At 70.2% G+C, this 23,403-nt stretch carries 18 protein-coding genes and 1 pseudogene; 9 read left to right on the forward strand and 10 right to left on the reverse strand.

Annotation, left to right across the window (positions count from 1 at the left end):
- The first annotated feature begins 59 nt into the window (after nucleotides 1–59).
- Nucleotides 60–749 carry an AraC family transcriptional regulator gene (locus AOQ53_RS10485; protein WP_059416733.1) on the forward strand — a complete coding sequence of 230 codons (690 nt, stop codon included), beginning with the start codon at nucleotides 60–62 and terminating at the stop codon, nucleotides 747–749.
- Here AOQ53_RS10485 and AOQ53_RS10490 read toward each other — a convergent pair.
- Nucleotides 729–1,133 (reverse strand): VOC family protein, encoded by a 405-nt coding sequence (locus AOQ53_RS10490; protein ID WP_059416734.1) that lies wholly within the window; start codon nucleotides 1,131–1,133, stop codon nucleotides 729–731. The genes AOQ53_RS10485 and AOQ53_RS10490 overlap by 21 nt on opposite strands.
- Nucleotides 1,134–1,579: 446 nt before the next feature.
- Between AOQ53_RS10490 and AOQ53_RS10495 the strand changes: the two genes are divergently transcribed.
- The gene (locus AOQ53_RS10495) at nucleotides 1,580–1,903 is read left to right on the forward strand and encodes a hypothetical protein (protein WP_059416735.1); all 324 of its coding nucleotides are present in this window, start codon (nucleotides 1,580–1,582) and stop codon (nucleotides 1,901–1,903) included.
- 57 nt (nucleotides 1,904–1,960) lie between these two features.
- On the opposite strand, the pseudogene AOQ53_RS45985 reads toward AOQ53_RS10495, so the two are convergent.
- The 9 genes and pseudogenes from AOQ53_RS45985 to AOQ53_RS10535 all read right to left on the reverse strand — a co-directional run.
- Nucleotides 1,961–2,125: pseudogene (locus AOQ53_RS45985) on the reverse strand (DUF5954 family protein); the annotation flags it as partial.
- A 313-nt stretch (nucleotides 2,126–2,438) separates the two neighbouring features.
- The gene (locus tag AOQ53_RS10500) at nucleotides 2,439–2,861 is read right to left on the reverse strand and encodes a RidA family protein (protein ID WP_059416736.1); all 423 of its coding nucleotides are present in this window, start codon (nucleotides 2,859–2,861) and stop codon (nucleotides 2,439–2,441) included.
- Between the two features lie 217 nt (nucleotides 2,862–3,078).
- Nucleotides 3,079–4,122 carry a LacI family DNA-binding transcriptional regulator gene (locus tag AOQ53_RS10505; protein WP_059416737.1) on the reverse strand — a complete coding sequence of 348 codons (1,044 nt, stop codon included), beginning with the start codon at nucleotides 4,120–4,122 and terminating at the stop codon, nucleotides 3,079–3,081.
- Nucleotides 4,123–4,336: 214 nt separating this feature from the next.
- Complete coding sequence (locus AOQ53_RS10510; protein WP_059416738.1) at nucleotides 4,337–5,935, reverse strand: glycoside hydrolase family 43 protein; 1,599 nt, start codon at nucleotides 5,933–5,935, stop codon at nucleotides 4,337–4,339.
- A 106-nt stretch (nucleotides 5,936–6,041) separates the two neighbouring features.
- Nucleotides 6,042–6,956 (reverse strand): carbohydrate ABC transporter permease, encoded by a 915-nt coding sequence (locus tag AOQ53_RS10515; RefSeq protein WP_059416739.1) that lies wholly within the window; start codon nucleotides 6,954–6,956, stop codon nucleotides 6,042–6,044.
- Nucleotides 6,956–7,840, reverse strand: a complete 885-nt coding sequence (locus tag AOQ53_RS10520; protein ID WP_059416740.1) for a carbohydrate ABC transporter permease — start codon at nucleotides 7,838–7,840, stop codon at nucleotides 6,956–6,958. Before AOQ53_RS10520 ends, AOQ53_RS10515 begins: the two co-directional genes overlap by 1 nt.
- Before the next feature lie 8 nt (nucleotides 7,841–7,848).
- The gene (locus AOQ53_RS10525; RefSeq protein ID WP_059416741.1) at nucleotides 7,849–9,186 is read right to left on the reverse strand and encodes an ABC transporter substrate-binding protein; all 1,338 of its coding nucleotides are present in this window, start codon (nucleotides 9,184–9,186) and stop codon (nucleotides 7,849–7,851) included.
- Between the two features lie 377 nt (nucleotides 9,187–9,563).
- Nucleotides 9,564–10,652, reverse strand: coding sequence for a LacI family DNA-binding transcriptional regulator (locus AOQ53_RS10530; protein ID WP_059416742.1), 1,089 nt, complete (start codon nucleotides 10,650–10,652; stop codon nucleotides 9,564–9,566).
- A 225-nt stretch (nucleotides 10,653–10,877) separates the two neighbouring features.
- Nucleotides 10,878–11,891: a hydroxyacid dehydrogenase gene (locus tag AOQ53_RS10535; protein WP_174523261.1), complete on the reverse strand. Its 1,014-nt coding sequence runs from the start codon at nucleotides 11,889–11,891 to the stop codon at nucleotides 10,878–10,880.
- Between the two features lie 644 nt (nucleotides 11,892–12,535).
- On the opposite strand from AOQ53_RS10535, the gene AOQ53_RS10540 reads away from it, so the two are divergent.
- From AOQ53_RS10540 to AOQ53_RS10570, 7 genes are all read left to right on the forward strand, one after another.
- Nucleotides 12,536–13,885, forward strand: coding sequence for an extracellular solute-binding protein (locus tag AOQ53_RS10540; RefSeq protein ID WP_059416743.1), 1,350 nt, complete (start codon nucleotides 12,536–12,538; stop codon nucleotides 13,883–13,885).
- Nucleotides 13,882–14,880: a carbohydrate ABC transporter permease gene (locus tag AOQ53_RS10545; protein WP_059416744.1), complete on the forward strand. Its 999-nt coding sequence runs from the start codon at nucleotides 13,882–13,884 to the stop codon at nucleotides 14,878–14,880. The genes AOQ53_RS10540 and AOQ53_RS10545 overlap by 4 nt, the downstream gene beginning before the upstream one ends.
- Nucleotides 14,877–15,740 (forward strand): carbohydrate ABC transporter permease, encoded by an 864-nt coding sequence (locus AOQ53_RS10550; RefSeq protein ID WP_059416745.1) that lies wholly within the window; start codon nucleotides 14,877–14,879, stop codon nucleotides 15,738–15,740. Before AOQ53_RS10545 ends, AOQ53_RS10550 begins: the two co-directional genes overlap by 4 nt.
- Before the next feature lie 34 nt (nucleotides 15,741–15,774).
- The gene (locus AOQ53_RS10555) at nucleotides 15,775–17,307 is read left to right on the forward strand and encodes a glycosyl hydrolase family 28 protein (RefSeq protein ID WP_059416746.1); all 1,533 of its coding nucleotides are present in this window, start codon (nucleotides 15,775–15,777) and stop codon (nucleotides 17,305–17,307) included.
- Nucleotides 17,308–17,333: 26 nt separating this feature from the next.
- Nucleotides 17,334–20,675 (forward strand): alginate lyase family protein, encoded by a 3,342-nt coding sequence (locus tag AOQ53_RS10560; protein WP_059416747.1) that lies wholly within the window; start codon nucleotides 17,334–17,336, stop codon nucleotides 20,673–20,675.
- 25 nt (nucleotides 20,676–20,700) lie between these two features.
- Nucleotides 20,701–21,945, forward strand: coding sequence for an alginate lyase family protein (locus AOQ53_RS10565; protein WP_059416748.1), 1,245 nt, complete (start codon nucleotides 20,701–20,703; stop codon nucleotides 21,943–21,945).
- 92 nt (nucleotides 21,946–22,037) lie between these two features.
- On the forward strand, nucleotides 22,038–23,403 hold a 1,366-nt coding region (locus AOQ53_RS10570), incomplete at its 3' end, for a carboxylesterase/lipase family protein (RefSeq protein ID WP_078945245.1).

The following is a 23,403-nucleotide window of genomic DNA, read 5'->3' on the forward strand; positions in this document are numbered from 1 at the left end:
GGCAGCTCGGCCCAGCACGCTCGCGACGCCCACGCGGCCCGCGGCGTAGCCTGGCCTGCGTGTACGTGGAGCGGGCGTCACGGCTGGCGGGAGCGGTCGTGTGGAGGAATGCCCCGGAGCGGGACGGGACGGGGCGTGTGCTGCCCGACGGGTGCATGGACCTGCTCTGGCACGAGGGGCGGCTGCTGGTCGCCGGGCCCGACACGCACGCGCACCTCATGGACGGCGGGACCGGCACCTGGGCCGGCGTCCGCTTCTACCCCGGCACGGCCCCGGCCCTGCTGGGCGTACCGGCGCACGAGCTGCGCGACCGTCGCGTCGAGCTCGCGGATCTGTGGCCGGCCTCGGAGGTACGGCGACTGGCGGCGCGTGTGAACGCGGCCCCCGACCCGGCGAGAGGACTCGAGGATCTCGCCCTGCGGCAGGCGGCCGGTGCCGGTCCGCCGGATCCGCTGCTGCGGGATGTCGTCACCGCCCTCGACGCGGGCCGGCCCGTCGCCGCGATCGCCGATGAACTGGGCCTGGGGCCACGACAGTTGCACCGTCGTTCGCTGACCGCGTTCGGCTACGGCCCCAAGACCCTGGCCCGGATCCTGCGGCTGCGCCGCGCCCTCGCGCTGGCCCGGGGCGGCGTGCCCTTCGCGGAGACGGCCGCCCGGGCCGGTTACGCCGACCAGGCCCATCTCGCCCGGGACGTCAGGAAGCTGGCGGGTCTGCCGCTGGGGGAGCTACTCGCCCGCCGCGGCTAGCGGAGCGAACAGGTCCACCCCGTTGCCGTCCGGGTCGAGCACGACGGCGTACCGCTGTCCCCAGAAGGCGTCCCAGGGCTTGAGCTCGCCGTGGCACCCGGCACCCACCAACTCCTCATACAACGTGTCCACTTCCTCCGGTCCATCGCAGCGCAGGGCCAGCGAGGTCCGGCCGCCGCCCGAGGGTGGCTGCCACTCGGGCCGGAAGGAGCGGACCGTCTCCTCGGTGTCGAGCATCAGCCGCAGCCCGCCGGGCAGTCCGGCCTCGGCATGCGGCTGGTTCTCGGCACCTTCCGGGAAGGCGAACCCGAGCCGGCGGTAGAAGGCGACGGAGGCGGCCATGTCGGAGACGACCAGGCCGATGGCATCGAATCGTGCAGTCATGGGCTCACCGTAGGCAGGCCCGCGACACCCGGTCTTGAAGGAATCGGACACCGACCGGCCCGGCGTTGACAAGCCTGGCCGGATAGCGGGTTCCCGTCCTTGGGAACCCGTGGAACAGTGACCGCTGGTCATTCAACGTGCAACTCGGACTCGTCGGTTCCCCCGGCGAGCTGCCGCAACGCATCGGAGCCGGGATGCCAGTACACCTGAGTCGACTGGGCGTGTGGCACCCGGACGGCTCTGCCCTGCCTGGTGCGCTCACTGCTCTGGTGACTGCCGCGGTGCTCGCAGCAAGCGGCTGCAACGGGGCCGGGAACAACCCCGGTGAAGCGAAGGCGACGAAGTCCACCCGCACCGTCGCCGGGTCGAACGCGGCAGGGAGTTGCCGCCCCGCTGTGAAGCAGGGCTCCCTTCCCTCGTGGGCGCGAAAGGGATTCCCGCGAGACGTGTCACAGCGCCACATCGTCGGCGACCAGGGCGACATCGCGGCGGTGCTCTTCGGATACCCGTACCACGCACCGGCAGCCGAAGGCCGGGAAAACAAGATCCTTTGGGTGGCGAAGGAGACCGAGGGGACCGCCGGCATGGGGCCTGACGACCGCTTGACCATCAAGGCAAGCCTCGCCGGCACGAACGAGGTGGTGACTCGCTCGGTCACCGGAGGGCCCGGCCCTTCCCTCATCGACATGCCGAAGCCGGGATGCTGGAAGTTCTCCCTCTCCTGGGCCGGACATTCCGACAGCCTCGACGTCGAGTACCTCCCCGGCTGAGAGCGGGCCGTGGCGCGAACGGCAGTCGACGGGGGACAAGCTGGAGGGTGTCCTGTAGTGGATCGTGCCGTCCTCGTCCATCGTCGGATGCATCTTCAAGGGCCCGTACTCGTCGATGTCCGACGGGCGCGGGCACTCCGGTCCGCCGGGGCCCATGCGCAGCATGCGTTCGGCGCGGCAGATCCGGAACAGGCGGTCGTCGAAGCGGAACTCGTCGGCGCGGTCGATCCCACAGCGCCGGCAGCCGCGCCCGGTCCGCCCCCGCCACCCGGCACAGCGCCTGCACCGCCCCCCTCGGGGGCTGCTTGGCCCCGCTGACATACCGCTGCCACGATGCCGCCGCATCGTTCGACACCGGTCGGCTCCGGCCAGTTCCCTGCCGCAGCGGGCGCGCGGCGCGCGTCAGGGGTGTGCGGCTGCCGGCCGGGCGACCGTCGCTCGGAGTACGGTGCGCCGGGGCGTACCGACGCGACGGTCGGTCGCCGCGCGGTTCTTCGGGGGGTATCGCGAGGCGGCGGGCGACGTTCAGCCGGATTCAGTCGGTGTCCGGCGCCCCGGGACGTACCGCCACCGCGTCCACCTCGAACAGCATCCCCGGCAGCGCCAGCGAGGCGACCCCGCTCAGCGTCTGCGCCGGGAGCCGCCGGCCGAAGCGCGCGTGCAGCGCCTTGCCCAGGATCTCCAGCTTGCCGAGGTCGTGGTCCACGATGAACGTGCCGAGTCTTACGACGTGTTCATAGCCGAGCCCGACCCCCTCCAGCGCCGACAGCAGCCGGTCGAAGGCCAGGTCCACCTGCGCGGCGAAGTCGCCGGGCACCGGCGCGCCCGTCGCGTCGGAGGCGTACTGGCCGCCGATGAAGACGGTTTCGCCGGGTGCCGAGACGGCGTGGCTGTAGCCGAACGGCGTGGGGTCGTGGAGGGTGGCCGGGTTGGTGATCGTGCGCGAGTCATGCGTCATGACCGGGCAGTCCTTTCGCGGAGTACGGCCGCCGCACACCGGCGGCGGCCCTGGCACTCCTCCCAACTCCCCACGGCCGTACGCGCATTCCCCCCTTGAACACCTTCAGTGCACCCGCGTGACGAACACCTGGCGCTCGCTGACAACCCGCGGGTACGGTCACCACCCGCACCCGCACCCGCACCCGCACCGCAGCAGCGACCGCGGATCACCTGCGCTACGCGCGCGGCGCCCCCGTGCTCGCCCGCTCCACCAACCGCGTCGACAACTCCGTCCGCGTGCTCTCCGGGTGGTGGCCGTCCATCAGGCGCAGCAGCGAGCGCAGCGCCGTCGCGGCCATCTCCGACAGCGGCTGGCGGACCGTGGTCAGCGCGGGGGAGGCCCAGCGCGCCTCGGGCAGGTCGTCGAAGCCCACCACACTGACGTCGTCCGGGACCCTCAACCCGCGCTCGGCGAGGGCCTCGTACACCCCCAGCGCCATCCGGTCCGAGCAGACGAAGACGGCCGTCGGCGGCTCGGGCAGGTCGAGCAGTTCCAGCATGCGGCGGCGGGCCTGGCCCTCGTCGAAGCCTGCGTGCCGGACGTACTCGGCGCGGTGCCGGACCCCGGCCGACGCGAGCGCCGAGCGGTGACCGGCGACCCGGGCGCTGCTGCACATCGTGCGCCGGTGACCGGCGATGACGGCAATGCGCTCGTGTCCCAGGGACAGCAGATGCTCCGTGGCCGTCAGACCGCCCTGCCAGTTCGCCGCGCCCACCGACGCCACGCCCTCCGGCGGTTCCTGGACCGGGTCGATCATCACGAACGGGATGCGGTGCTGCTCCAGCCAGGCGTACTGGGAATCACTCAGCTCGGCCAGGTTGAACAGCACCCCGGAGGAGCCCCGGGCGACCAGCTTGTCCAGCCAGCCGCGCTCCGGGCGCCCGGCCCGGGTGCGGGTCAGGGCCGCCGACACCACGACCTCCAGGCCCGCGTCGTGCGCCGCCTCCTCCACCCCGTGCAGCACCGCGCCCGACCAGGAACTCTCCAGCGAGTGCACGACCAGGTCGACCAGCCGGGGCGCCTTCGTCGCGTCGAACCGGGGTCTGCGGACATAGCCGAGCCGGTCGAGCGCCTCGGTGACGCGGCGGCGGGTCTCGGGCGCCACGTCCTCCCGGCCGTTGACCACCTTCGACGCGGTAGGCACCGACACCCCCGCCTCGCGCGCCACGACCGCCAGCGTCGGACCTGCCGCCACGCTCGCACTCGCCGTACGGACCATCGGGAACCCACCTCTCCGGCCCGCCCGAGGGCCGTGGAAAGTTTCGACCAGCGCTGCTCACCACGGTCGGGAGTCCGAGCCGACAGAAAGCGCTTCCTACTCTAGGTGCGGCGCAGGACGGCGGGAAGACAAGTGAATTCACGGGTTCTCGCCGGTCAAAACTTTCGAAACCCCGAACAACGACTTAGTCGGGTGTGCAGGGCGGCCGGAAAGGTCAGCCCGAACAGGTCAGCCGGAACCCCGTGAAGTCCGCCGTGAACGCCGCGTCGACGAGGTCCCGGGCGTGGATGCCCGCCATCGCACCGGTGAAGCGCAGCCGGGAACCGTGGTCGTCGGACAGCCGGCTGAAGTCCAGGGCCGGTCCGATCACCGCGCGCGCCCCGTCCCGTACGTGCCAGAAGCGTGCCTCGGCTCCGTCGATCGTCACCCCCAGCGTCACGGCCGCCTCCTCCGGCACCTCTACGACGGCGACCTGCCGCGTGCCCTCCTCGTCGCGCTCCACGAGGCTGAGCACCGTACGGCCACCCGCGCCGGGCGTGCCCCGCCACTGCTGTCCGCGCTGCGGCTCGCCCTCGGGCTCCGCCCAGGTCAGGTCCAGACTGAGATACGCCTCGGGGTTGTACCAGAGCACCAGCCCGGCGGCCTGGGTGAAGGTGACCGGCCGCGCTTCGACCGTGACCTCGGCCTCCGCGCGGTGCTCCGTGATGCGCTGGGCCAGCAGGCTGCTCGCCCAGCGGGACTCCGGCCCGTGCCGGCCGCGCAGCCGGATCCAGCCGGGCCGGGCCGTCGTGTCGGCCCAGGACGCGTCCGGCGGCTCGCGCAGGGAGCTCCACGGCCAGGACAAGCCCTCGGGCGGAGCGGCGGGAGGCAGCGGGTGCGGCCGCGTCGGCACGTCGACGTCCACCGCCGGGTGCCAGCCGCCCTGCCGCAGCCGGGGCCAGCCCTCCGCGTCCCAAATCACCGCCTGGATCGCGGTCTCCCGGCCGAGTGGGCAGCGGCGGCCCTGCGGCGTGCGCAGCGGACGGGCCGTCAGATGGCTGAGAAGCCACTGCCCGTCCGGCGTCTCGACCAGCTCGCCGTGCCCGGCCTTCTGCAACGGCACGTCCGGGTCGTCCCGGGTGGTCAGCAAGGGCCGTTCGTCGAGTTCGTACGGCCCGGTCAGCTCCCGGCCGCGGGCCACCCGCACCCCGTGCTCCCAGCCCGTGCCGCCCTCCGCGAGCACCAGGTAGTACCAGTCGGCGTGGCGCACCAGCTTCGGTCCCTCGATGAGCCGGTCGTGCTGGAGCAGCAGACGCGTCGGCCCGACGGACGCCAGGGTCTCCCGGTCCAGCTCCGTGACGACGATCCCGGCGAACCTCCGGCCGTCCGGCCGGTGGTCGTTCTGGAGGTTCAGCAGCCACAGCCTGCCGTCCTCGTGGAACAGGGCCGGGTCGAAGCCGTGGCTCGCGACCCGGCGCGGCGCGCTCCATTCGCCGCTGACGTCGGTGGCGGTCGAGACGTACGTGTCCAGGTCGAAGTACGGCGTGCCGACCGAGCGCACGACGGTGTACGTCACCCAGAACCGTTCCCCGTCCCAGCTCAGCGACGGCGCCCAGATGCCCCCGGAGTCGGGCACCCCGGCCAGCGAGCCGCCGGGGGCCGCGCCCCGGACGTGCCCGGCGTACTCCCAATGGGCCAGGTCGCGGGAGCGGTGGACCGGGATCGTCGGGAACCACTCGAAGGAGCTGGTCGCCACGTAGTACCAGTCGCCGACCCTGATCAGGGAGGGGTCGGGGGCGAAGCCGCGCAGGACGGGGTTGTGCAGGACGGTCACGTGAGGGCTCCGGGAGGGGTGGGCACCCGGGGGCCGCGGGGAGTCAGGGTCACCTGCGGCCCCCGGGAGTCAGGGAGAGGCGAGGGGGATCACTTGAGGGCGCCGATCACTTGAGGGCGCCGAGCGTCACGCCCGACCGCCAGTAGCGGCGCATCGCGACCATCATGATCGCCATCGGCACGATGGACAGCAGCGCGCCGGTCAGCACCAGGCCCGTCAGGTCGATGCCGGACTCCAGGCGTGTGCCGGTCCAGTTGTACAGGCCCAGGTTGAGCGTCCAGTTCTCCTTGCCGCGCAGCACGGTCAGCGGGAGGAAGAAGGCGTTCCAGGTGTTGACGAACGCCAGCAGGAACACCGTCGCGCCGCCCGTCGTCATCATCCGCAGCACGATGCTGAAGAAGATCCGCAGCTCGCCGGCACCGTCGATCCGGGCCGCCTCCAGCAGCTCGTAGGGGACCGTGGCCTCGGTGTACACCTTGGCCAGATACACGCTGAACGGGTTGATCAGGCAGGGGATCAGCATCGCCCACGGGGTGTCCACCATGCCGAGCGCCGAGAACAGCAGATACAGCGGCAGCGTGAGCAGCGCGATCGGGATCAGGAACGAGCCCACGACACACGCGAAGATCGCGTTGCGGCCGGGGAAGTCGAACCGGGCAAGGCCGTAACCGGTCGCGAGCGCGATCAGCGTGCCGCCGAGCGAGCCGACGCCCGCGTACAGGAACGAGTTGGCCGTCCACCGCAGGAAGATGCCGTCCTGGTAGGTGAACACCTGTTGCAGGTTGTCCCACAGGTGCCAGCCGGAGAACCACAGGCCGTTGCTCTGGTACAGCGCCGTGCGGTCCTTGGTCGCGGCGACGATCAGCCACCACACCGGGAACAGGCTGTAGACACTGGCCAGGATCAGCCCGACCAGCAGGAAGCGTTGACCGCCCCGCCCGCGGGAGGCCGCGTCCGGGCGGGTCAGGCGCCGGACGCTGCGGACGGGGGGCCGCTCGGTGGTGTGCTCGGTCAGCACCATCAGTCGGCCTCCTTCGAGGTGAGCCGGTAGAAGAGGAAGGAGGCGACGCCCAGGATCAGGGCGAGCAGCACGGACAGGGCGGCCGCGTAGTTGTAATTGCCCGCGTTGAACGCCTGGTTGTAGATGATCATGATCGGGGTGAAGCTGTCGCTGACCGTCTGCGGGGTGATGTTCCGGAACAGCGCCGGTTCGTTGAAGATCTGGAGCATCTGGATGATCGACAGCAGGCCCGTCAGAACCAGCGCCCCGCGCACGTACGGGATCTTGATGCTGCGCGCGATCCGCAGCTCGGAGGCGCCGTCGAGCCGGGCCGCCTCGAACAGCTCGCGGGGCACGCCCTGGAGTGCCGAGTAGATGATCACCATGTTGTAGCCGATGCCGTGCCAGGTCAGCAGGTTGCCGATGGACGGCCACACCATCGACGGCGCGAAGAAGTTCCAGTCGAACCCGAGGGCCTTGCCGATCGGGGTGAGCGGGCCGACGTCCGGGCTGTAGAGGTTGACCCACACGATCGCCGCCACCACGCCCGGGATCATGTACGGCACCAGCAGCAGGATCCGGAACCGGCTCGCCACCCTGGAGGTGAGCGCGTCCAGGAACAGCGCCAGCAGCAGGCTGATCAGCAGCATGAACGGGATCTGCACACAGGCGAAGAGCACCACGCGCAGGATGGAGTTCATGAACGCCGAGTCGGTCAGGCCCTGCGTGTAGTTGTCGAGCCCGACGAACTCCGTCGTGGCGCCGCCGAGACCGAGCCCGGACTGCTTCTCCGTGAACAGCGACTCGTAGACGGCGTAGCCGATCGGGAGCAGGTACAGGAAGACGAAGCCGAGCTGGAAGGGCACCGTGAACGCGGCACCCTTCCAGCGCAGGGAGCGAATCATCGAATGCCTCAGCCCTTGACGCTGATACCGCGGGACTTCAGGTCCTTGACCGTCCACTGCTGCATGTGCGCGAGCAGGTCGGTGACCTTCTGCTCCTTGTTGACGACCTTGGCCCAGCCCGCCTGGAGCTCGGTGAACATCGCGGTCCAGTTGGGTCCGAAGGTCCAGTCGGTGGTGACGGTTCCCAGGCTGTCCGTCACGACCTTCTGCGCCGGCTCGTAGTTCTCGCCGAGCAGCTTCTGCGAGATCGACTCACCGACGTAGGTCTTGCTGTCGGCCAGCGCCGGCATCACGCCGTTGCCCGTCTCCGGGCTCGCCATCGTCTTGACCGCGTCCTGGTTCGTGGACATCCACAGCGCGGCCTGCGCGGCCTGCTCCTGGTTCTCGCACTGCTCGGTCACCAGGGTCACGCTGCCGGTCAGGTTGGTACCGGCCGGCGTCTTGGGCGCCTCCCCCTTGTACGTCGGCCACGGGGCCAGGGCCCAGTCGCCGAAGGACTTGGTGAAGTTCTGCACCATGCCGGCCATCTGCCAGGTGGAGATCTGCCGGGTGGCGGTGGCGCCGGTGTCGTAACTGCGCTGCACGGCCGCGTAGTCGGCGAAGGACAGCTTGGCGTTCAGGTCGTTGTCGATGATCTCCTGGATCACCTTCGCGGCCTTGAGGGTGCCCTCGTCCTGGAAGTCCACCTTCCAGGCGTCGCCGTCGATCGAGTACCAGTGCGCACCGCCCTGCATGGCGAGCACCTCCAGGGTGCTCGGGTCCTCACCGGCGTAGTTGGTGATCTTGATGCCGTGCTTCTTCAGCTCCTTGCCCGCGGCGATGAAGTCGTCCCAGGTGGCCGGGGGCTTCAGGCCGTACTTCTTGAAGATGTCCGTGCGGTAGATCGTGAACTGGGGCGCCGAGCTGGTGGGCACGCCGTAGAGCTTGCCCTGCACCTGCGCGCTCGCCCAGGCGCCGGTGTTGAACTTGTCCTTCTCGCCCTCGACGTAACTCGTGATGTCGGCGAGCGCGCCCTGCGAGACCCAGCTGGTCACGTACTCGGCGGTGTTCTGCACCAGGCAGGGGGCGTTTTTGGCCTTCACCGCGTTGGTCAGCTGCTTCTGCATGGTCAGCTGGTCGGTGACCTTGGTGTACTTCAGCTGGATGTCCTTGTGCGAGGCGTTGAACGCCTTGACGACCGCCTCCTGGCCGTTGGCCCAGCCCCAGAAGGGGAGGGTGACCGGGCCGGACTTCGACGCGGCGTCGTCACCCGAGCCGGATCCGCCGCAGGCGGAGAGGAGACCTGTCAGCGCGATACCCGCGACTGCGGCGGAGGCGAACCTTCTCCGGGGGCTGGTGATGTTCATCTGACCGTGATCCTTCGAAATAGGGCGTCTCAGAACGAGAGGACGGTGGCGGCTCGGTTGTGCCGGCCAGGAACGGCGGCCGGGAAAGCGTCGGCTCGCTGTTGCGGGGGGTCGGCCAAGCGGAAGCTGTAGTAACCGGTTGCTGGGACGGTAGGCGAGGTGTTCGCGCCATATCAAGAGGCGCGGGTGAATTTGTTACGGCGGATTGTCCGTGGAGTCATCTGTGGGCACGCGCTGCCTTGCGGGCGACGAGGACCGGATCCGCGCAGGTCAGCGCGTCGGAAGGCAAGCCTGACCTGGGTTCGTCAGGCGACCTCGAGGACTCCGCGGGGTGGTGGTAATCCACGAGAAACCGTTTACGTAACTACAGCCGTGCGTTACTCGCGCGGGGCGGGCGGCTGCACGGAGCGGCGTACGACGACATGGGTGCCCAGCACCAGGTGCTCCCCGTCGCCGCCCTTGCGGCGGCCTCCGCCGCCCTCACGCCGGTCGGCGACCGCGCGCAGCGCGACGCGGCCCATCTCCTCGTACGGCACGTGCACGGTGGTCAGCTGGGGGGTGAGCTGCGAGGCCAGCGGGATGTCGTCGTAACCGACGATCGAGACGTCCTCGGGCACCCGCAGGCCCTTCGCGCGCAGGGCCTGCATGGCGCCCGCGGCGACCACGTCCGTCCCGGCGAGCACCGCGGTGAAGTCCAGGCCCTCGCGCAGGCTGTCCTCCACGGCCTCGTAACCGTGCTCGTAGTCGTACGGACCGTGCCGCACCAGGCCCGGTTCGAAGTGCACCCCGTACGCCTCGAAGGCGCGCCGGGCGCCCCGCAGCCGGCCCTGCGCGGTGGTGAGCTCGGCGTGGCCCGGCAGTACCAGCACCTTGCGGTGGCCGACCGACAGCAGGTGGCTGGCCATCGCGTAGGCGCCGCCCTCGTTGTCGTAGTCGACCGTGGTTGCCGGGACGTCGCCCTCCAGCGGGGGCCTGCCCACCAGGACGAGATGGGAGCCGGCCGCGTCCAGGGAGCGGGCGAAGCGGGCCATGCGCAGCTGGTACTCGGCGTAGTCGTAGGCGCCGCCGAGCAGTATCACCGCGGCGACGCCCTGCTGGCGCATGAGGTTGACCAGCGCGAGCTCCCGCTCGGGGTCGTCGCCGGTGGTGCCGACCAGGGAGAGCCAGCCGCGCAGTGTGGCGGCGCCCTCGACGCCCTTGGCGACGTGGGCGAACGCGGCGCCGGTGATGTTGTTGATGAGGATCGCCACCGTCGGTGTGCCACCCCCGGCCAGCGAACGGGCGTGGGCGTTGGTGACGTAGTCCAGGTCCCGGACGACCTTCATCACCCGGCGGCGCAGCTCCTCGGACACCGGATAGTTGCCGGACAGCACCCGGGAGACGCTCGCCACGGACACGCCCGCGCGCTCCGCGACGTCGCGGATGGTCGCCCGCCCGGCTTCCGCGGGCGCCTTGCGCTGACTCACCGTTGCGGCTCCTTCACCGTAGTGGCCTGGTTTCCTGCTGCCGGGTCCGTCCGTCGCGGGGCTGCCTGAGCGGGGCTGTCGGTCGATGTAGGCCCCCGTCCGTCGTGGCCCGGTCGCACCGGCGGCCGAGGCCCCGCCCCGCACCGGTGCGGAAACCGTATCCCATCGTTACTCCAGGCTGGAGGGCTTGTGGACGGCCGTCCTCGCGGCTCGCCCGCCGGGACGTCACGCGACCCGGGTGAGATCCGCGTGCCGCACCTCGTGGACCGGGGGCAGCCCGCCGGCCAGACGCTCCAGCTCCTCCACGACGATGTGGCCCAGGCGCTCCAGCTCGTTGCCGAGCGAGCCCGCGATGTGCGGGGTGAGAAACACGTTGGGCAGCTGGTACAGCGGGGAACCGGCGGGCAGCGGCTCGGGGTCGGTGACGTCGAGCACCGCGCTGAGCCGGCCGGAGACCAGCTCGTCGGTGAGTGCCTCGTGGTCGACCAGCGCGCCGCGCGCGGTGTTGATCAGCACGCCGCCGTCCCGGACGAGGGCGAGCCTGGTGCGGTCGAGCATGTGGTGGGTCTCGGGGATGTCGGGCGCGTGCAGGCTGACGATGTCGCTGTGCCGCAGCAGGTCCTCGAGCGACAGCAGCTCGGCGCCCAGGGCGGCGGCCTCGGCGGGGCTGACGTACGGGTCGTGCAGCAGGACGGTGAGGTCGAACGGCCGCAGCAGCTCCAGCAGCCGGCGTCCCACGCGTGAGGCGCCGATGACGCCGATCCGGCGGCCGAGGTTGCCCGTGGCCGCGGTCTCGGCGGGGGTCGGATAGGCGTGACTGCGACGGAAGCGCTCGCGGTGGTCGAAGGTGTCCTTGCCCGCCAGCAGGATCATCGCGAGCGTGTACTCGGCGACCGGGAGCGCGTTGCCGGTCACGGCACTGGAGACGGTGACACCGCGTTCCCACAGGGCGTCGCCGACCAGGGAGCGCACGGAGCCGGCCGCGTGCAGGACGGCGCTCAGCTTGGGGGTCGCCGTGAGGGCGTCGGCGTCCAGGTGCGGGCAGCCCCAGCCGGTGATCAGGACCTCGGCGGACGCGAGGGCGTCGGCCGTGGCGGGATCGGTGAAGTCCCGCACGACGAGCCCGGGGTCGATGTCGGCCGTGCGCCTCAGCCGCGCGATGAGCGGCTGAGGGAAGAGCAGCGGGAGGTGCACCGGGTCCATCGCGAACACGGCCCGCGGCAGCTGGGGGCTGGGCATGACTCTCCTGGAGCTGAGGATGGAAACATTTTCAGAAAGCGTCTTCTACCGTAGATCCGGCGGGAAGGGGCGGTCAATCGGCTGACCGGGATGAGTGCCGGGCGTGCCGGTTCGGCGTAACGGTCCCGGTACGCCCACCTCGTGGCGTACAGGTGCGGGAGTGGAGTGGTGGCGGCGAGGAGTGTGGGGGTGTGGAGTGGTGCGGGCCGGGGCGGCTTCGCGGTCCCTCGGTCCGGCCGGGCATGGAAATCGGTTACCAACGTTTCAGCGGGCGGGGCCGGGATCGCGAGAGAGTCACGGCAGCACTCGTGAGCGACCGCCAGCTCGCGCTGAGAAGTCCGTATGACAACCGGTTCCCGAATGTTGCCGCCGCGTTGTGGTCCCTGACATCCCAGGTCGCGGCGGTCCGGTCACCCTTCGGTGCCTGATCGCGACCTCCGACATCAGGACTTACGGGCCTCGTAGGTGATGACGTCGAGGTTACAGAGACTTTTCGAAAGTTCGTCAAGGCTCTTGACGCGCCATCCCGACCAGAAGAAGCTCTGCCCCACGCACAACAACCGGTTGCCGAAGCAGTTGTCCCCGATCAGCGTTCCGACTCGCGGCCGGCATATCGAACAGCAAGAGCAGGAGGTGGTGCGTCCATGCACCCACATGCTGGTGCTCCCCTGAGCCGCCGCCGATTCCTCGCCCTCTCCGCGGCCGGCGCCGCGACCGGCACGGCGGCGCTGAACGGCTGCGCGATGCGGGTCTCCGGCGGCGTCAGCGGCGGCGGCGAGACGGTCACGCTGATGGTCAAGCCCGATGACATCTCCCCGGAGCTGGTCAGACAGGCCCAGAAGGACATCGGCGTCAAGATCGTCACGGTGCGCTACGACATCACCAAGCTCATCGGCATGATGACCAACGGCGCCCCGCCCGACCTGGTCCGCGGTGTCGGCGCCACCGACGCGCCCTACTTCGCGGCGCGCGACGTGATGGAGGACCTGGACCCCTACTTCGCCGGGAGCAGCATCCTCAGGGTCGACGACCTGGACCCGGTCAACGACCTGTGGCGCTTCGACGGCCGCACCCAGGGCAAGGGCCCCCGCTACGGCATGGCCAAGGACTTCTCCCAGGACTCCATGTACTGGTACAACACCGCCCTTTTCGACAAGGCGGGCGTCGACCACCCGCCCGAGACCGAGCCGGTCACCTTCGAGGAGTGGCTGGAGAACGCCGAGCGGCTCACCCGGCGCAAGAGCGGCCAGACGACCGTCTTCGGCGGCAGCTACAACGGCGTGTCCACGCCCAACCTGCTGGCGAGCCTCACGGCGGCGGCGGGCGGGAGCCTGTTCAGCGACGACTTCTCCCGGGTCGACTTCACCACCCCCGAGGCTCGCAAGGCGCTGAACTGGTACATCGAGTACGGCCGGGCCAGGGTGGGCCCCAGCATCATCCAGCCGGATCCCAACACCTGGGACGGGCCCACGTTCCAGGCGAACCGCATGGCCATGTCCAACTCCGGCTACTGGCTCGGCGGCCTGATCAACGCCGACAAGAAGCTGGCCCCACTCGCCCGCCTCGCCCCGGCTCCCATGTTCGAAGGCGGTCAGCGGATCAGCCCCTGCCAGGCCGGTACCGGACTGTGGATGCCGAAGAAGGCGAAGAACAAGGACGCCGCCTGGCGGGTCTTCGAGTGGTTCTTCGGCGAGGGACCGGCCAAGGCCCGCGCTTCCAGCGGCTGGGGCATCCCCACGCTGAAGTCCCTGCGCCCGCTGATGCCGGCCCAGGAGGACTACCAGAAGCGCGTGCTGAAGGTGCAGAACGCCGAGCTGAAGCACTTCTCGGTGATCGCCTACACCCCCTACGCCACGGCGGACTCGCTCTACGCCCTGTTCAACCAGGAGGCCCCGGCCGCGATGAACGGCCGGATGTCCGTCGACGCCCTGGCGGGCCGCCTGAACTCGGTCATGAACGAGCAGCTGAAGCGCGGTAAGGAGCAAGTGGGATGACGGTCGATCAGATCACCTCCGTCGCGGAGCGGCCCCGCCCGCCCGCCGGCGCCGACGGACCGAGGGTGACCGAGCGGCCCCGGGTCTCCATGACCGCGCGCAGGCACCGGGCGTTCTACATGTTCACCTCGCCCTGGATCACCGGCTTCGTACTGCTGACGATCGTGCCGATGGCGTACGCGCTGTGGCTGAGTTTCACCACGTACGACGGCATCTCGCCGCACTGGCGCTACGTCGGCCTCGGCAACTACAGCGAGCTGTTCTCCGACCCGCAGACCTGGGACTCCCTGGGCCGCACCGGCCTGTTCGCGATCACGTCGGTGCCGCTGTCGATCATCGCCGGTCTCGGGCTCGCCGTCCTGGTCAACCGGCCGGTCAAGGGGCGCGGGCTGTTCCGCACCCTGCTCTATCTACCGGCCGTGGTGCCCCCGGTCGGTGTGGGCCTCACCTTCAAGGCGCTCTTCGACCAGAACTCCGGTGCCGCCAACGGCGTCATCACCCTGTTCGGCTTCGACGCGCTCGGCTGGCTCGCCGACCCCTACGCCCGCTACGTGCTGCTGATGAGTGTGCTGTGGGCGGCCGGAAACGTCATGATCATCTCGCTGGCGGGGCTCCAGGACGTGCCCCGGGAACTCCACGAGGCCGCCCGGATCGACGGGGCGAGTGCCTGGCGGACCTTCCGCAGCATCACCGTGCCGCTGCTGTCGCCGGTGCTGCTCTTCCAGACCGTGACCGGCGTGATCGCCTCCGTGCAGACCATCATGCCGCTGCTGCTGTCACCGGACGGCACCACGGCCGGCGTCACCGCCCTGCCGCAGTCCAACTACCTGTACATGATGCACGTCTTCTCGCAGTACTTCGCGCTCGGCCGGTACGGCTACGCCTCCGCACTGCTGTGGGTGCTCTTCGTTCTGATCCTCATCGTGACCGGACTCATCTTCAAGTTCACGTCCGGCGTGGTGTTCTACAACGTCGACCCGGAGGCGAAGAAGTGACCGCCACCAGCCTGCCCCCGAACTCTGCGCCCAGGGTGCGGGTGCGCGTCAACCGCCTCGTCCTCTACACGGTGCTCGTCTCCCTCACCGGGCTGTTCATCGGCCCCTTCGGATGGCTGATCCTCAACGGCCTGAAGACCTCGGCGGAACTGGCCGCCTCGCCCGTGCACTGGCTGCCCGCCACCTTCCAGTGGCAGAACTTCGCCGACGCCTTCAACCTGATCGACTTCCTCGGCTACGCCCGCAACTCCCTGATCATCGCCCTGATCTACGCCGTGCTCGTCACGCTCAGCTCGGCCTGGGTCGGCTTCGGTTTCGCCCGGCTGGAAGCCCCCGGCAAGAAGACGCTGTTCGGCATTCTCATCGGCTCGATGATGCTGCCCCAGATGATCACGCTGCTGCCGACGTACCTGATCTTCGCCAAGCTCGGCATGGTCGACACGTACTGGCCGTGGGTGTTCTGGGGACTGGCCGCCGCTCCCTATCTGGTCTTCCTCTTCCGGCAGTTCTTCGCCGGGCTGCCCCGTGAGCTGGAGGAGGCCGCGATCGTCGACGGCTGCGGCTACGGCATGATCTTCTGGCGGATCTTCCTGCCGCAGTCCTGGCCGGTGCTGTCCGCGAGCTTCGTGATCGCCTTCACCTGGTCCTGGGGCGACTACATCGCCCCGCAGCTGCTGCTGTCGACCGACAAGTCGACGCTGGCCGTCGCCGTCATGACCACCTACGTCACGTCGGCCGGAACACCCGTCGCCAACCTCCAGGCCGCGGCATCCGTGATGTACGTCGTCCCGATCCTGCTGATCTTCCTGATCGCCCAGCGCGGCTTCGTCGCCGGGATGTCCACGACCGGACTGAAGTAACCCCTCTTACCGAACCTTTTGCAAGGAGTTGCGCATGAACACGCCCATGTCACGCCGGACCACCCTCCAGGCCGCCGGTGTCATCGCTGCCGCCGGCTTGGCCGGCAGCATCGCGGGAACCGCACAGGCCGCCGCGGCGGAGGAGACCGGCACCGCCGGCGACAGCGTGGTCATCCACCCGACGCTTCCGAAGGTGCCTGTCAACAACTCCTTCACCGTCAAGGTCCGGCCGCTCGGCGGCACCTGGCAGAAGCTCGGCGTCTACCTCGCCAAGCTCGCACTGATCGACGCGAACACCGGCAGCAACAGAGCCCAGAGCTCCTCCTGGGCGGCCTTCGACTTCTCCGGCACGGTCGAGGTCGAGGTCACGTACAACCCGGGCGGCGGCGAGAAGGTCCGCATCCGCCCGGACTCGTACGGCATCAAGCCCGAGGTGCTCGGCAGCACCGCGCGCTTCACCCTGGACCGGCCCCGCAACCTCGTCGTCCAGATCGACGACAAGATCTTCGACTGCCTTCACCTGTTCGCGAACCCGATCGAGCAGGACGTGCCCACCGAGGGCGACAAGAAGGTCATGTACTTCGGGCCCGGTCTGCACACCCACCCCGACCGAACCCTGAAGGTGCCCACCGGCACCACCGTCTACCTGGCCCCGGGCGCCGTCCTCACCTCCAACGTGATCTTCGAGGGCGTGGAGAACTCCCGGCTGATCGGCCGCGGCGTGGTCTACGACACGACCGGCGGCGCGGTCTTCGTCCGCAAGTGCGAGAACGTCACGATCGACGGCGTCACGATCCTCAACCCCCGGTACGAGAACATCAGAGTCGCCGAGTCCAACAACCTCACCATCAAGAATCTGCGTGCCTTCAGTCACCAGGGCTGGGGTGACGGCATCCAGCTCTACTGCTCCGAGAACGTCACGATCGACGGCTGCTTCCTGCGCACCTCCGACGACTGCGTCGCCCTTTACACCCACCGCTGGGACTTCTACGGCGACACCCGCAACATCACCGTCAAGAACTGCTCCCTCTGGGCCGACGTCGCCCACCCGATCAACATCGGCGTGCACGGCAATTCCGACACCCCCGAGGTGCTGGAGAACCTGCGCTACGAGAACATCGACATCCTCGACCACCGCGAGCCGCAGGTGACCTACCAGGGGGCCATCGCCTTCATGGTCGGCGACAGCAACATCGTCCGGGACGTCAAGTTCGACAACATCCGCGTGGAGGACTTCCGCTGGGGCCAGCTCATCCACATGCGGGTCGAGTACAACCCGAAGTACAACACGTCGGCAGGCCGCGCCATCGAGTCCGTCTACATCAAGGACCTCAGCTACAACGGCAAGAACGCCGACCTCTCGATCATCGCCGGCCTCGACGCGGAGCACGCGATCAAGGACGTCACGTTCGAGAACCTCCGTGTCAACGGCAGGGTGATCGCCGACAGCACGGGCAAGCCGAAGTGGTATCTGGCCTCGGACGGCGTGCCCATGTTCGTCAACGAGCACGTGACGAACCTCAAGTTCCTCACCACCGCCGAGGCCGAGGCGGCCGCCGCGTCATGAGCACCGTCCCCGTGAGAAGCACTCCCATGAGCACCCCCGCACCGAGCCGCCGGGGCTTCCTCGGCGGCGCGGCCGCCCTGCTGCTGGTGTCGGGCGCGAGCGGCCTGCTCGCGTCCGGCACCGCCCGGGCCGCCGCCCAGGACGGCACCACCGGGATCCGCGCCTTCACGCACCCCGGGCTGCTGCACAGCGCCGACGACCTGGCCCGTATGAAGGCCGCCGTCGCCGCCAAGGAATCCCCGGTCTACGACGGCTACCTCGCACTCGCGGCGCACGCGCGCTCGAAGGCCACCTACACCATCCAGAACACCGGTCAGATCACCTCCTGGGGCCGCGGCCCCACCAACTTCCAGAACCAGGCCGTCGCCGACTCGGCCGCCGCCTACCAGACCGCGCTGATGTGGTGCGTCACCGGCGAGCGTGCCTACGCCGACAAGTCCCGCGACATCCTCAACGCCTGGTCGGCGTCCCTGACGGCCGTCACCGGCGCCGACGGGCCGCTCGGCGCGGGCCTCCAGGTCTTCAAGTTCGTCAACGCCGCCGAACTGCTGCGGCACAGCGGCTACGACGGCTGGGCCGAGGAGGACATCGCGCGCTGCGAGGAGTCCTTCCTGCGCGTCTGGTATCCGGCGATCTCCGGCTACATGCTCTACGCCAACGGCAACTGGGACCTGACGTCCGTCCAGTCGATCCTGGCCATCGGCGTGTTCTGCGAGGAGCCCACCCTCTTCGAGGACGCGCTGCGCTTCGCCGCCGCCGGCGCGGGCAACGGCAGCGTCCCGCACCGCATCGTCACCGACGCGGGGCAGGGCCAGGAGTCCGGCCGCGACCAGGGCCACGAGCAGCTCGCCGTCGGCCTGCTCGCCGACGCCGCGCAGGTCGCCTGGAACCAGGGCGTCGACCTGTACGCCTTCGACGACAACCGGCTGCTGAAGAACGTCGAGTACGCCGCCCGTTACAACCTCGGCGGCGACGTGCCCTTCGTCCCCGACCTGGACCGCACCGGCAAGTACGTCAAGAAGTCCGTCTCCGCCGTCGGGCGCGGAAACCTGCCGCCGATCTACGAGATGGCCTACGCGCACTACGCGGGCGTCCGGGGCCTCGACACCCCCTACACCAAGGCGGCCGTCTTCCGCGGCACGGGCGGTGCCCGGGTCGTCGAGGGCAGCAACGACGACCTGCCGAGCTGGGGCACCCTCACCTTCGCGGGGACGAAGGCCCCGTCCCCGGCCAGGCCCACGGCTCCGGCCGGTGTCACGGCGGTGGGCGGCGACAAGTCCGTCACCGTGACCTGGGTGCCGTCGGCGTGGGCCGAGTCGTACACGGTCCTGCGGGCCACCGGCGCCGACGGACCGTACGAGACGATCGCGACCGGGCTCGACAAGCCGGCGTACACCGACCGTGACGCCCGCCGCGGCAGGCCTTCGTACTACACGGTCACGGCCACCAACTCCCAGGGCGCCAGCGTGCGTTCGGCCTGGGCGGCGGCGGTCCCCGGGCTGCCCGACCCCTGGGCGACCCGGGACGTCGGGGACGTCAGGATCCCCGGCTCGGCCGTCTTCGACGGCGAGCGGTTCGTGCTGGAGGCGTCCGGCACCGCCGACACCCACCGCCTGGCGTACCTGCCGCTGCGCGGCGACGGCACGATCACCGCACGGATCGTGTATCCGCTCAGCTCCCAGTACTCCAAGATCGGCGTCACCGTACGGGCCGGCCTGGACGCGGACGCGGGGCACGCCGCCATGCTGATCCAGGGCCTGCCGCTGCACACCTGGAGCGGCGTGTGGTCCGTACGTCCCAAGGCGGGGGCCGGGATCAAGGGCACCGGCAGCACACCCGTGCCGCCGTCCCAGCAGCAGGCGATCACCACGAGCGCCGGCTTCCCGATCTCCTCCTTCGGCACGCTGCCCGAGTCGGCGACCCCGCTTCAGGCCCCGTACGTCGAGGGCGCGGGCGACGGCTACCGGATGCGCATGCCGTACTGGGTCCGCGTGACCCGCCGGGGCGACCGCTGCACCGGCGCCATCTCCCCGGACGGCATCCGCTGGACCGAAGTCGGCTCCAATGGCGTCGAGTTGGGCGTCACCGCCTACTTCGGTCTCACCCTTACCTCATGCCTCGGCGTCGATGAGGACTACGCCGAGACCGGCACCGGAGCCTTCGACAACGTCAGCGTCGTCTCCCGGACCGCCGGCGAGGTCTGGTCCGTGCCCCGCCCGGCCATCGCCGCAGGCGACCTGCGGGCCACCGCGGGTGCCGACGCGGTCGAGCTGGCCTGGACCGATCCGGACCTCTCCGCCCGCTACAAGGTGCTGCGCGCCGCCGCGGCCGACGGCCCCTACGAGACGATCGCCACCGGCATCGGCGCGGTCGGCTTCGGCACCCGCGTCCGCTACGCCGACGCCACCGGCACACCCGGCACGACGTACCACTACGCCGTCGCCAAGACCAACTGCGCCGGACGCGGCCCCCTGTCGGAGTCCGCCACGTCGACGATGCCGACACCCGCCAAGCCGCAACTCACCTCCGTCACCACGGCGTTCGCCAACAAGGGCGTGCCCTTCAAGCACCTCCTGCGCGCCTCGCACGAACCGATACGGTTCACCGCGGACGGGCTGCCCGACGGCCTGCGCGTCGACCGGCGCACCGGCCTCATCTCCGGAACACCCACGCAGTCGGGCGAGTTCGAGGTCACCACCACGGCGGGCAACGCCGCCGGAGACGCCACCGGCACCCTGACCCTCACGGTCGGCACCCCGCCGCCCGCTCCCTGGACCTACGGCGACCTGGGCGACGTCGTCCTCGACGACCGCGCCTACGGCACCCTCGGCGTGGTCGTCGTCCGCACCCCCGGCAGCACCTCCCACGAGGACGGGACCTTCGTGGTGCGGGGCGCCGGGACCGACCTCACCGTCAACAACCAGGGCATGACGGGCCAGTTCGTACGACGGCCCGTCATCGGTGACTGCGAGGTCACCGCCCGTCTCGTCTCCCGCGCCGGAGCCACCGGTGACCGGGTCGGCCTGCTCATGGCCAAGTCCCTGTCGCCGTTCGACCAGGCGGCCGGGACGATCGTCACCGGCGGCACGAGCGCCCAGCTGATGCTGCGCACGACCGTCGCCGGCCGGTCCACCTTCACGGGCAACGCGGCGGTCACCGCCCCCTGCCTGCTGCGGCTGAAGCGCACCGGGACGCACTTCACCGCATCCGTCTCGTCCGACGACGGCGCCACCTGGACCCCCCTCGCCGAGGGAGACATCCCCGGCTTCGGTGACGCCCCCTACTACGTGGGCCTCGTGGTCTGCTCCCGCAGCCCCCTGACCCACAGCACCACCGAGTTCGACGAGGTGAGCATCACCCCCATGTAATCCTCCACGGATCGGAGAACCCCACATGAGCCGCACTTCCCCCCACACGCACCACGAGAGCGGCGCAGTGAGCCGCCGCGGTCTGCTCAAGACCGCCGGCGGCCTCACCGCGGCCCTCGCCCTCGGCGCCACCGCCACCACGGCGGACGCGGCCCCGGCGACCTTCACCCACCCCGGCATGCTGCACAACTGGGGCGACATCAACCGGGCCAAGGTCCGGGTCGCCGCGGGCGACGACCCCTGGCTGTCCGGCTGGAACAAACTGAGGGAGAACCCCCACTCCCAGTCCACCTGGACCGCCAGGCCGCAGTCCGTCGTCTACCGGGGATCGGGCACCCCCGAGAACTACTCGCTCCTCTACAACGACATCGCCGCCGCCTACCAGAACGCCCTGCGCTGGCAGGTCGCCGGCACCGCCGCGAACGGCGACTGCGCCGTGCGCATCCTCAACGCCTGGGCGAACACGCTCACATCCATCCAGGGCACCGCCGACCGGTTCCTCGCCGCGGGCATCTACGGCTGGCAGCTCGCCAACGCCGCCGAACTCATGCGCGGCTACGCCGGGTTCGACCTGAACAAGTTCAAGCAGATGATGCTGAACGTGTTCTACCCGATGAACAACAGCTTCCTGACCAACCACAACGACGCCTGCATCACCAACTACTGGGCCAACTGGGACCTGTGCAACATGGCCTCGATCATGGCCATCGGGATCCTGTGCGACGACGGCGCCAAGTACGACCAGGCCGTCAACTACTTCAAGAACGGCGGCGGCAACGGCCAGATCCAGCGGGCGGTGCCGTTCCTGTACCCCAACGTGGAGGGCTACGCCCTCGGCCAGTGGCAGGAGTCCGGCCGCGACCAGGGCCACACCATCATGGGCATGGGCCAGATGGGCGCGATCTGCGAGATGGCCTGGAACCAGGGAGAGGACCTCTACTCGTACGACGGCCGCCGCTTCATGAAGGCCGCCCAGTACGTCGCCAAGTACAACCTGAACATGAACGTGCCCTTCACCACCTACACCTGGGGCAGCGGCCAGAACTGCTCCCAGCAGTCGCACACTGCGATCAGCTCCATCTCCCGCGGCCAGCCCCGCCCGGTGTGGGCGATGCTCCACTACCACTACGGCCGCCGCCTGCTCCTCGACGACAAGTACATCGCCCAGATGTGCTTCTCCGCCCCCGCCGAGGGCGGAGGAGGCGACTACGGCACCACCAGCGGCGGCTTCGACCAGCTCGGGTTCGGCACGCTGATGTACGCCAAATAGCGGTCAAACCGGCTCGTGCACCGGAATACCGGTGGACCATGGGGTGCTCCGGTAGCACCGGTGCACGAGCGCGGCGAAGGGCTGGTGGGCGTATGACGGCAGGCCAGACGGACCCCGTGGTCAGGAGCCCGTACGGGGCCGTACGCGGCAGGTGCGAGCAGGGAGTCGCGGTGTTCCGCGGCATTCCCTACGCGGCACCCCCCTTCGGCCCCCGCCGCTTCCGCCCACCCGTACCCCTCCCGCCCTGGGACGGCGTCCGCGACGCCGGCGCCTTCGGCCCCACCCCGCCGAAACCCCCGTACTCCGAGGCCTTCGCGCACTACCTGTCCGACCCGGTCGTGCCGGGCGACGACTGCCTCAACCTCAACATCTGGACCCCGCAACCCGACCCCGGAGCCCGGCTCCCCGTCCTCGTCTGGCTGCACGGCGGCGCCCTGACCAGGGGTTCGTCCGCCGTGCCCGTCTATGACGGCCATGCCTTCGCCCGCGACGGCGTGGTCTGTGTCTCGATCAACTACCGGCTGGGTGTCGAAGGCTACGGACTGTTCCCGGACATGCCCCCGAATCCCGGTCTGCGCGACCAGATCGCCGCCCTGACCTGGGTGCACGAGGCCATCGAGGCCTTCGGCGGCGACCCCGGCCGCATCACCCTCTTCGGCCAGTCCGCCGGGGCGATCAGCATCGGCGCCCTCATCGCCGCCCCGCAGACCCAGGGGCTGGTCCGGCGGGCGGTCCTCCAGAGCGGGCCGCCCGAGGCGTCCGAGCGGGCCAAGGTACGGCGGATGGTGCGCCGTATGGCCTCACGGCTGAAGATTCCCGCCACCGCCGAGGCCTTCGCCGCCGTCGACCGCGATCTGCTGCTGCACACCCAGGCCGAGGTGGGCAAGCTCAGCAGCCCGGTGGTCGGCGGCCCCGCCTTCGGCATCGTCATCGACAGCGACACCGTCCCGCGCGACCCCCTGGAGGCCCTCACCGAGGGCGGCGCCGCCCCGGGCGTCGAGCTGATGATGGGCTGGACCCGCGACGAGTACCGGCTGTGGCTGGTCCCGGGCGGGCTCCTGGACCGCGTCGACCGCCTCGGAGCCGTCGCCTTCGCGGGCGCCATGGCCCGCTGCCACCGCGGCAGCGAGGTCCCGCGCGGCTACCGCGCGCTGCACCCCGAGGCGGGCACGGCGGAAATCGTCGGCCAGCTGGTCACCGACCACCTCCTCCGCATCCCCCTGCACCAGCTGGCCGACGCCCGAACGGAACCGTCGTACGTCTACGAGTTCGCCTGGCCCTCGAATCTCCCCGACCTCGGCTCCTGCCACGCGCTGGAGCTCGGCTTCGTCTTCGACACCGGTCAGGCCCCGGAGTCCCGCAAACTGGCCGGAGAAGGCGCCCCGCAGGAGCTGGCCGACGAGATACACGCCGCGTGGGTGCGCTTCGCCTCGGACGGCGACCCGGGCTGGGAACGCT

The sequence above is a fragment of the Streptomyces azureus genome (assembly GCF_001270025.1).
Taxonomy (GTDB): Bacteria; Actinomycetota; Actinomycetes; order Streptomycetales; family Streptomycetaceae; genus Streptomyces; species Streptomyces azureus.

Bases quoted from the DNA above. Each gene is read 5' to 3' on its own strand.
- AOQ53_RS10490 (WP_059416734.1), bottom strand. From the start codon at position 1,133: ATGACTGCACGATTCGATGCCATCGGCCTGGTCGTCTCCGACATGGCC.
- AOQ53_RS10500 (WP_059416736.1), bottom strand. From the start codon at position 2,861: ATGACGCATGACTCGCGCACGATCACCAACCCGGCCACCCTCCACGAC.
- AOQ53_RS10505 (WP_059416737.1), bottom strand. From the start codon at position 4,122: ATGGTCCGTACGGCGAGTGCGAGCGTGGCGGCAGGTCCGACGCTGGCG.
- AOQ53_RS10515 (WP_059416739.1), bottom strand. From the start codon at position 6,956: ATGGTGCTGACCGAGCACACCACCGAGCGGCCCCCCGTCCGCAGCGTC.
- AOQ53_RS10520 (WP_059416740.1), bottom strand. From the start codon at position 7,840: ATGATTCGCTCCCTGCGCTGGAAGGGTGCCGCGTTCACGGTGCCCTTC.
- AOQ53_RS10525 (WP_059416741.1), bottom strand. From the start codon at position 9,186: ATGAACATCACCAGCCCCCGGAGAAGGTTCGCCTCCGCCGCAGTCGCG.
- AOQ53_RS10535 (WP_174523261.1), bottom strand. From the start codon at position 11,891: ATGCCCAGCCCCCAGCTGCCGCGGGCCGTGTTCGCGATGGACCCGGTG.
- AOQ53_RS10540 (WP_059416743.1), top strand. From the start codon at position 12,536: ATGCACCCACATGCTGGTGCTCCCCTGAGCCGCCGCCGATTCCTCGCC.
- AOQ53_RS10545 (WP_059416744.1), top strand. From the start codon at position 13,882: ATGACGGTCGATCAGATCACCTCCGTCGCGGAGCGGCCCCGCCCGCCC.
- AOQ53_RS10555 (WP_059416746.1), top strand. From the start codon at position 15,775: ATGAACACGCCCATGTCACGCCGGACCACCCTCCAGGCCGCCGGTGTC.
- AOQ53_RS10560 (WP_059416747.1), top strand. From the start codon at position 17,334: ATGAGCACCCCCGCACCGAGCCGCCGGGGCTTCCTCGGCGGCGCGGCC.
- AOQ53_RS10565 (WP_059416748.1), top strand. From the start codon at position 20,701: ATGAGCCGCACTTCCCCCCACACGCACCACGAGAGCGGCGCAGTGAGC.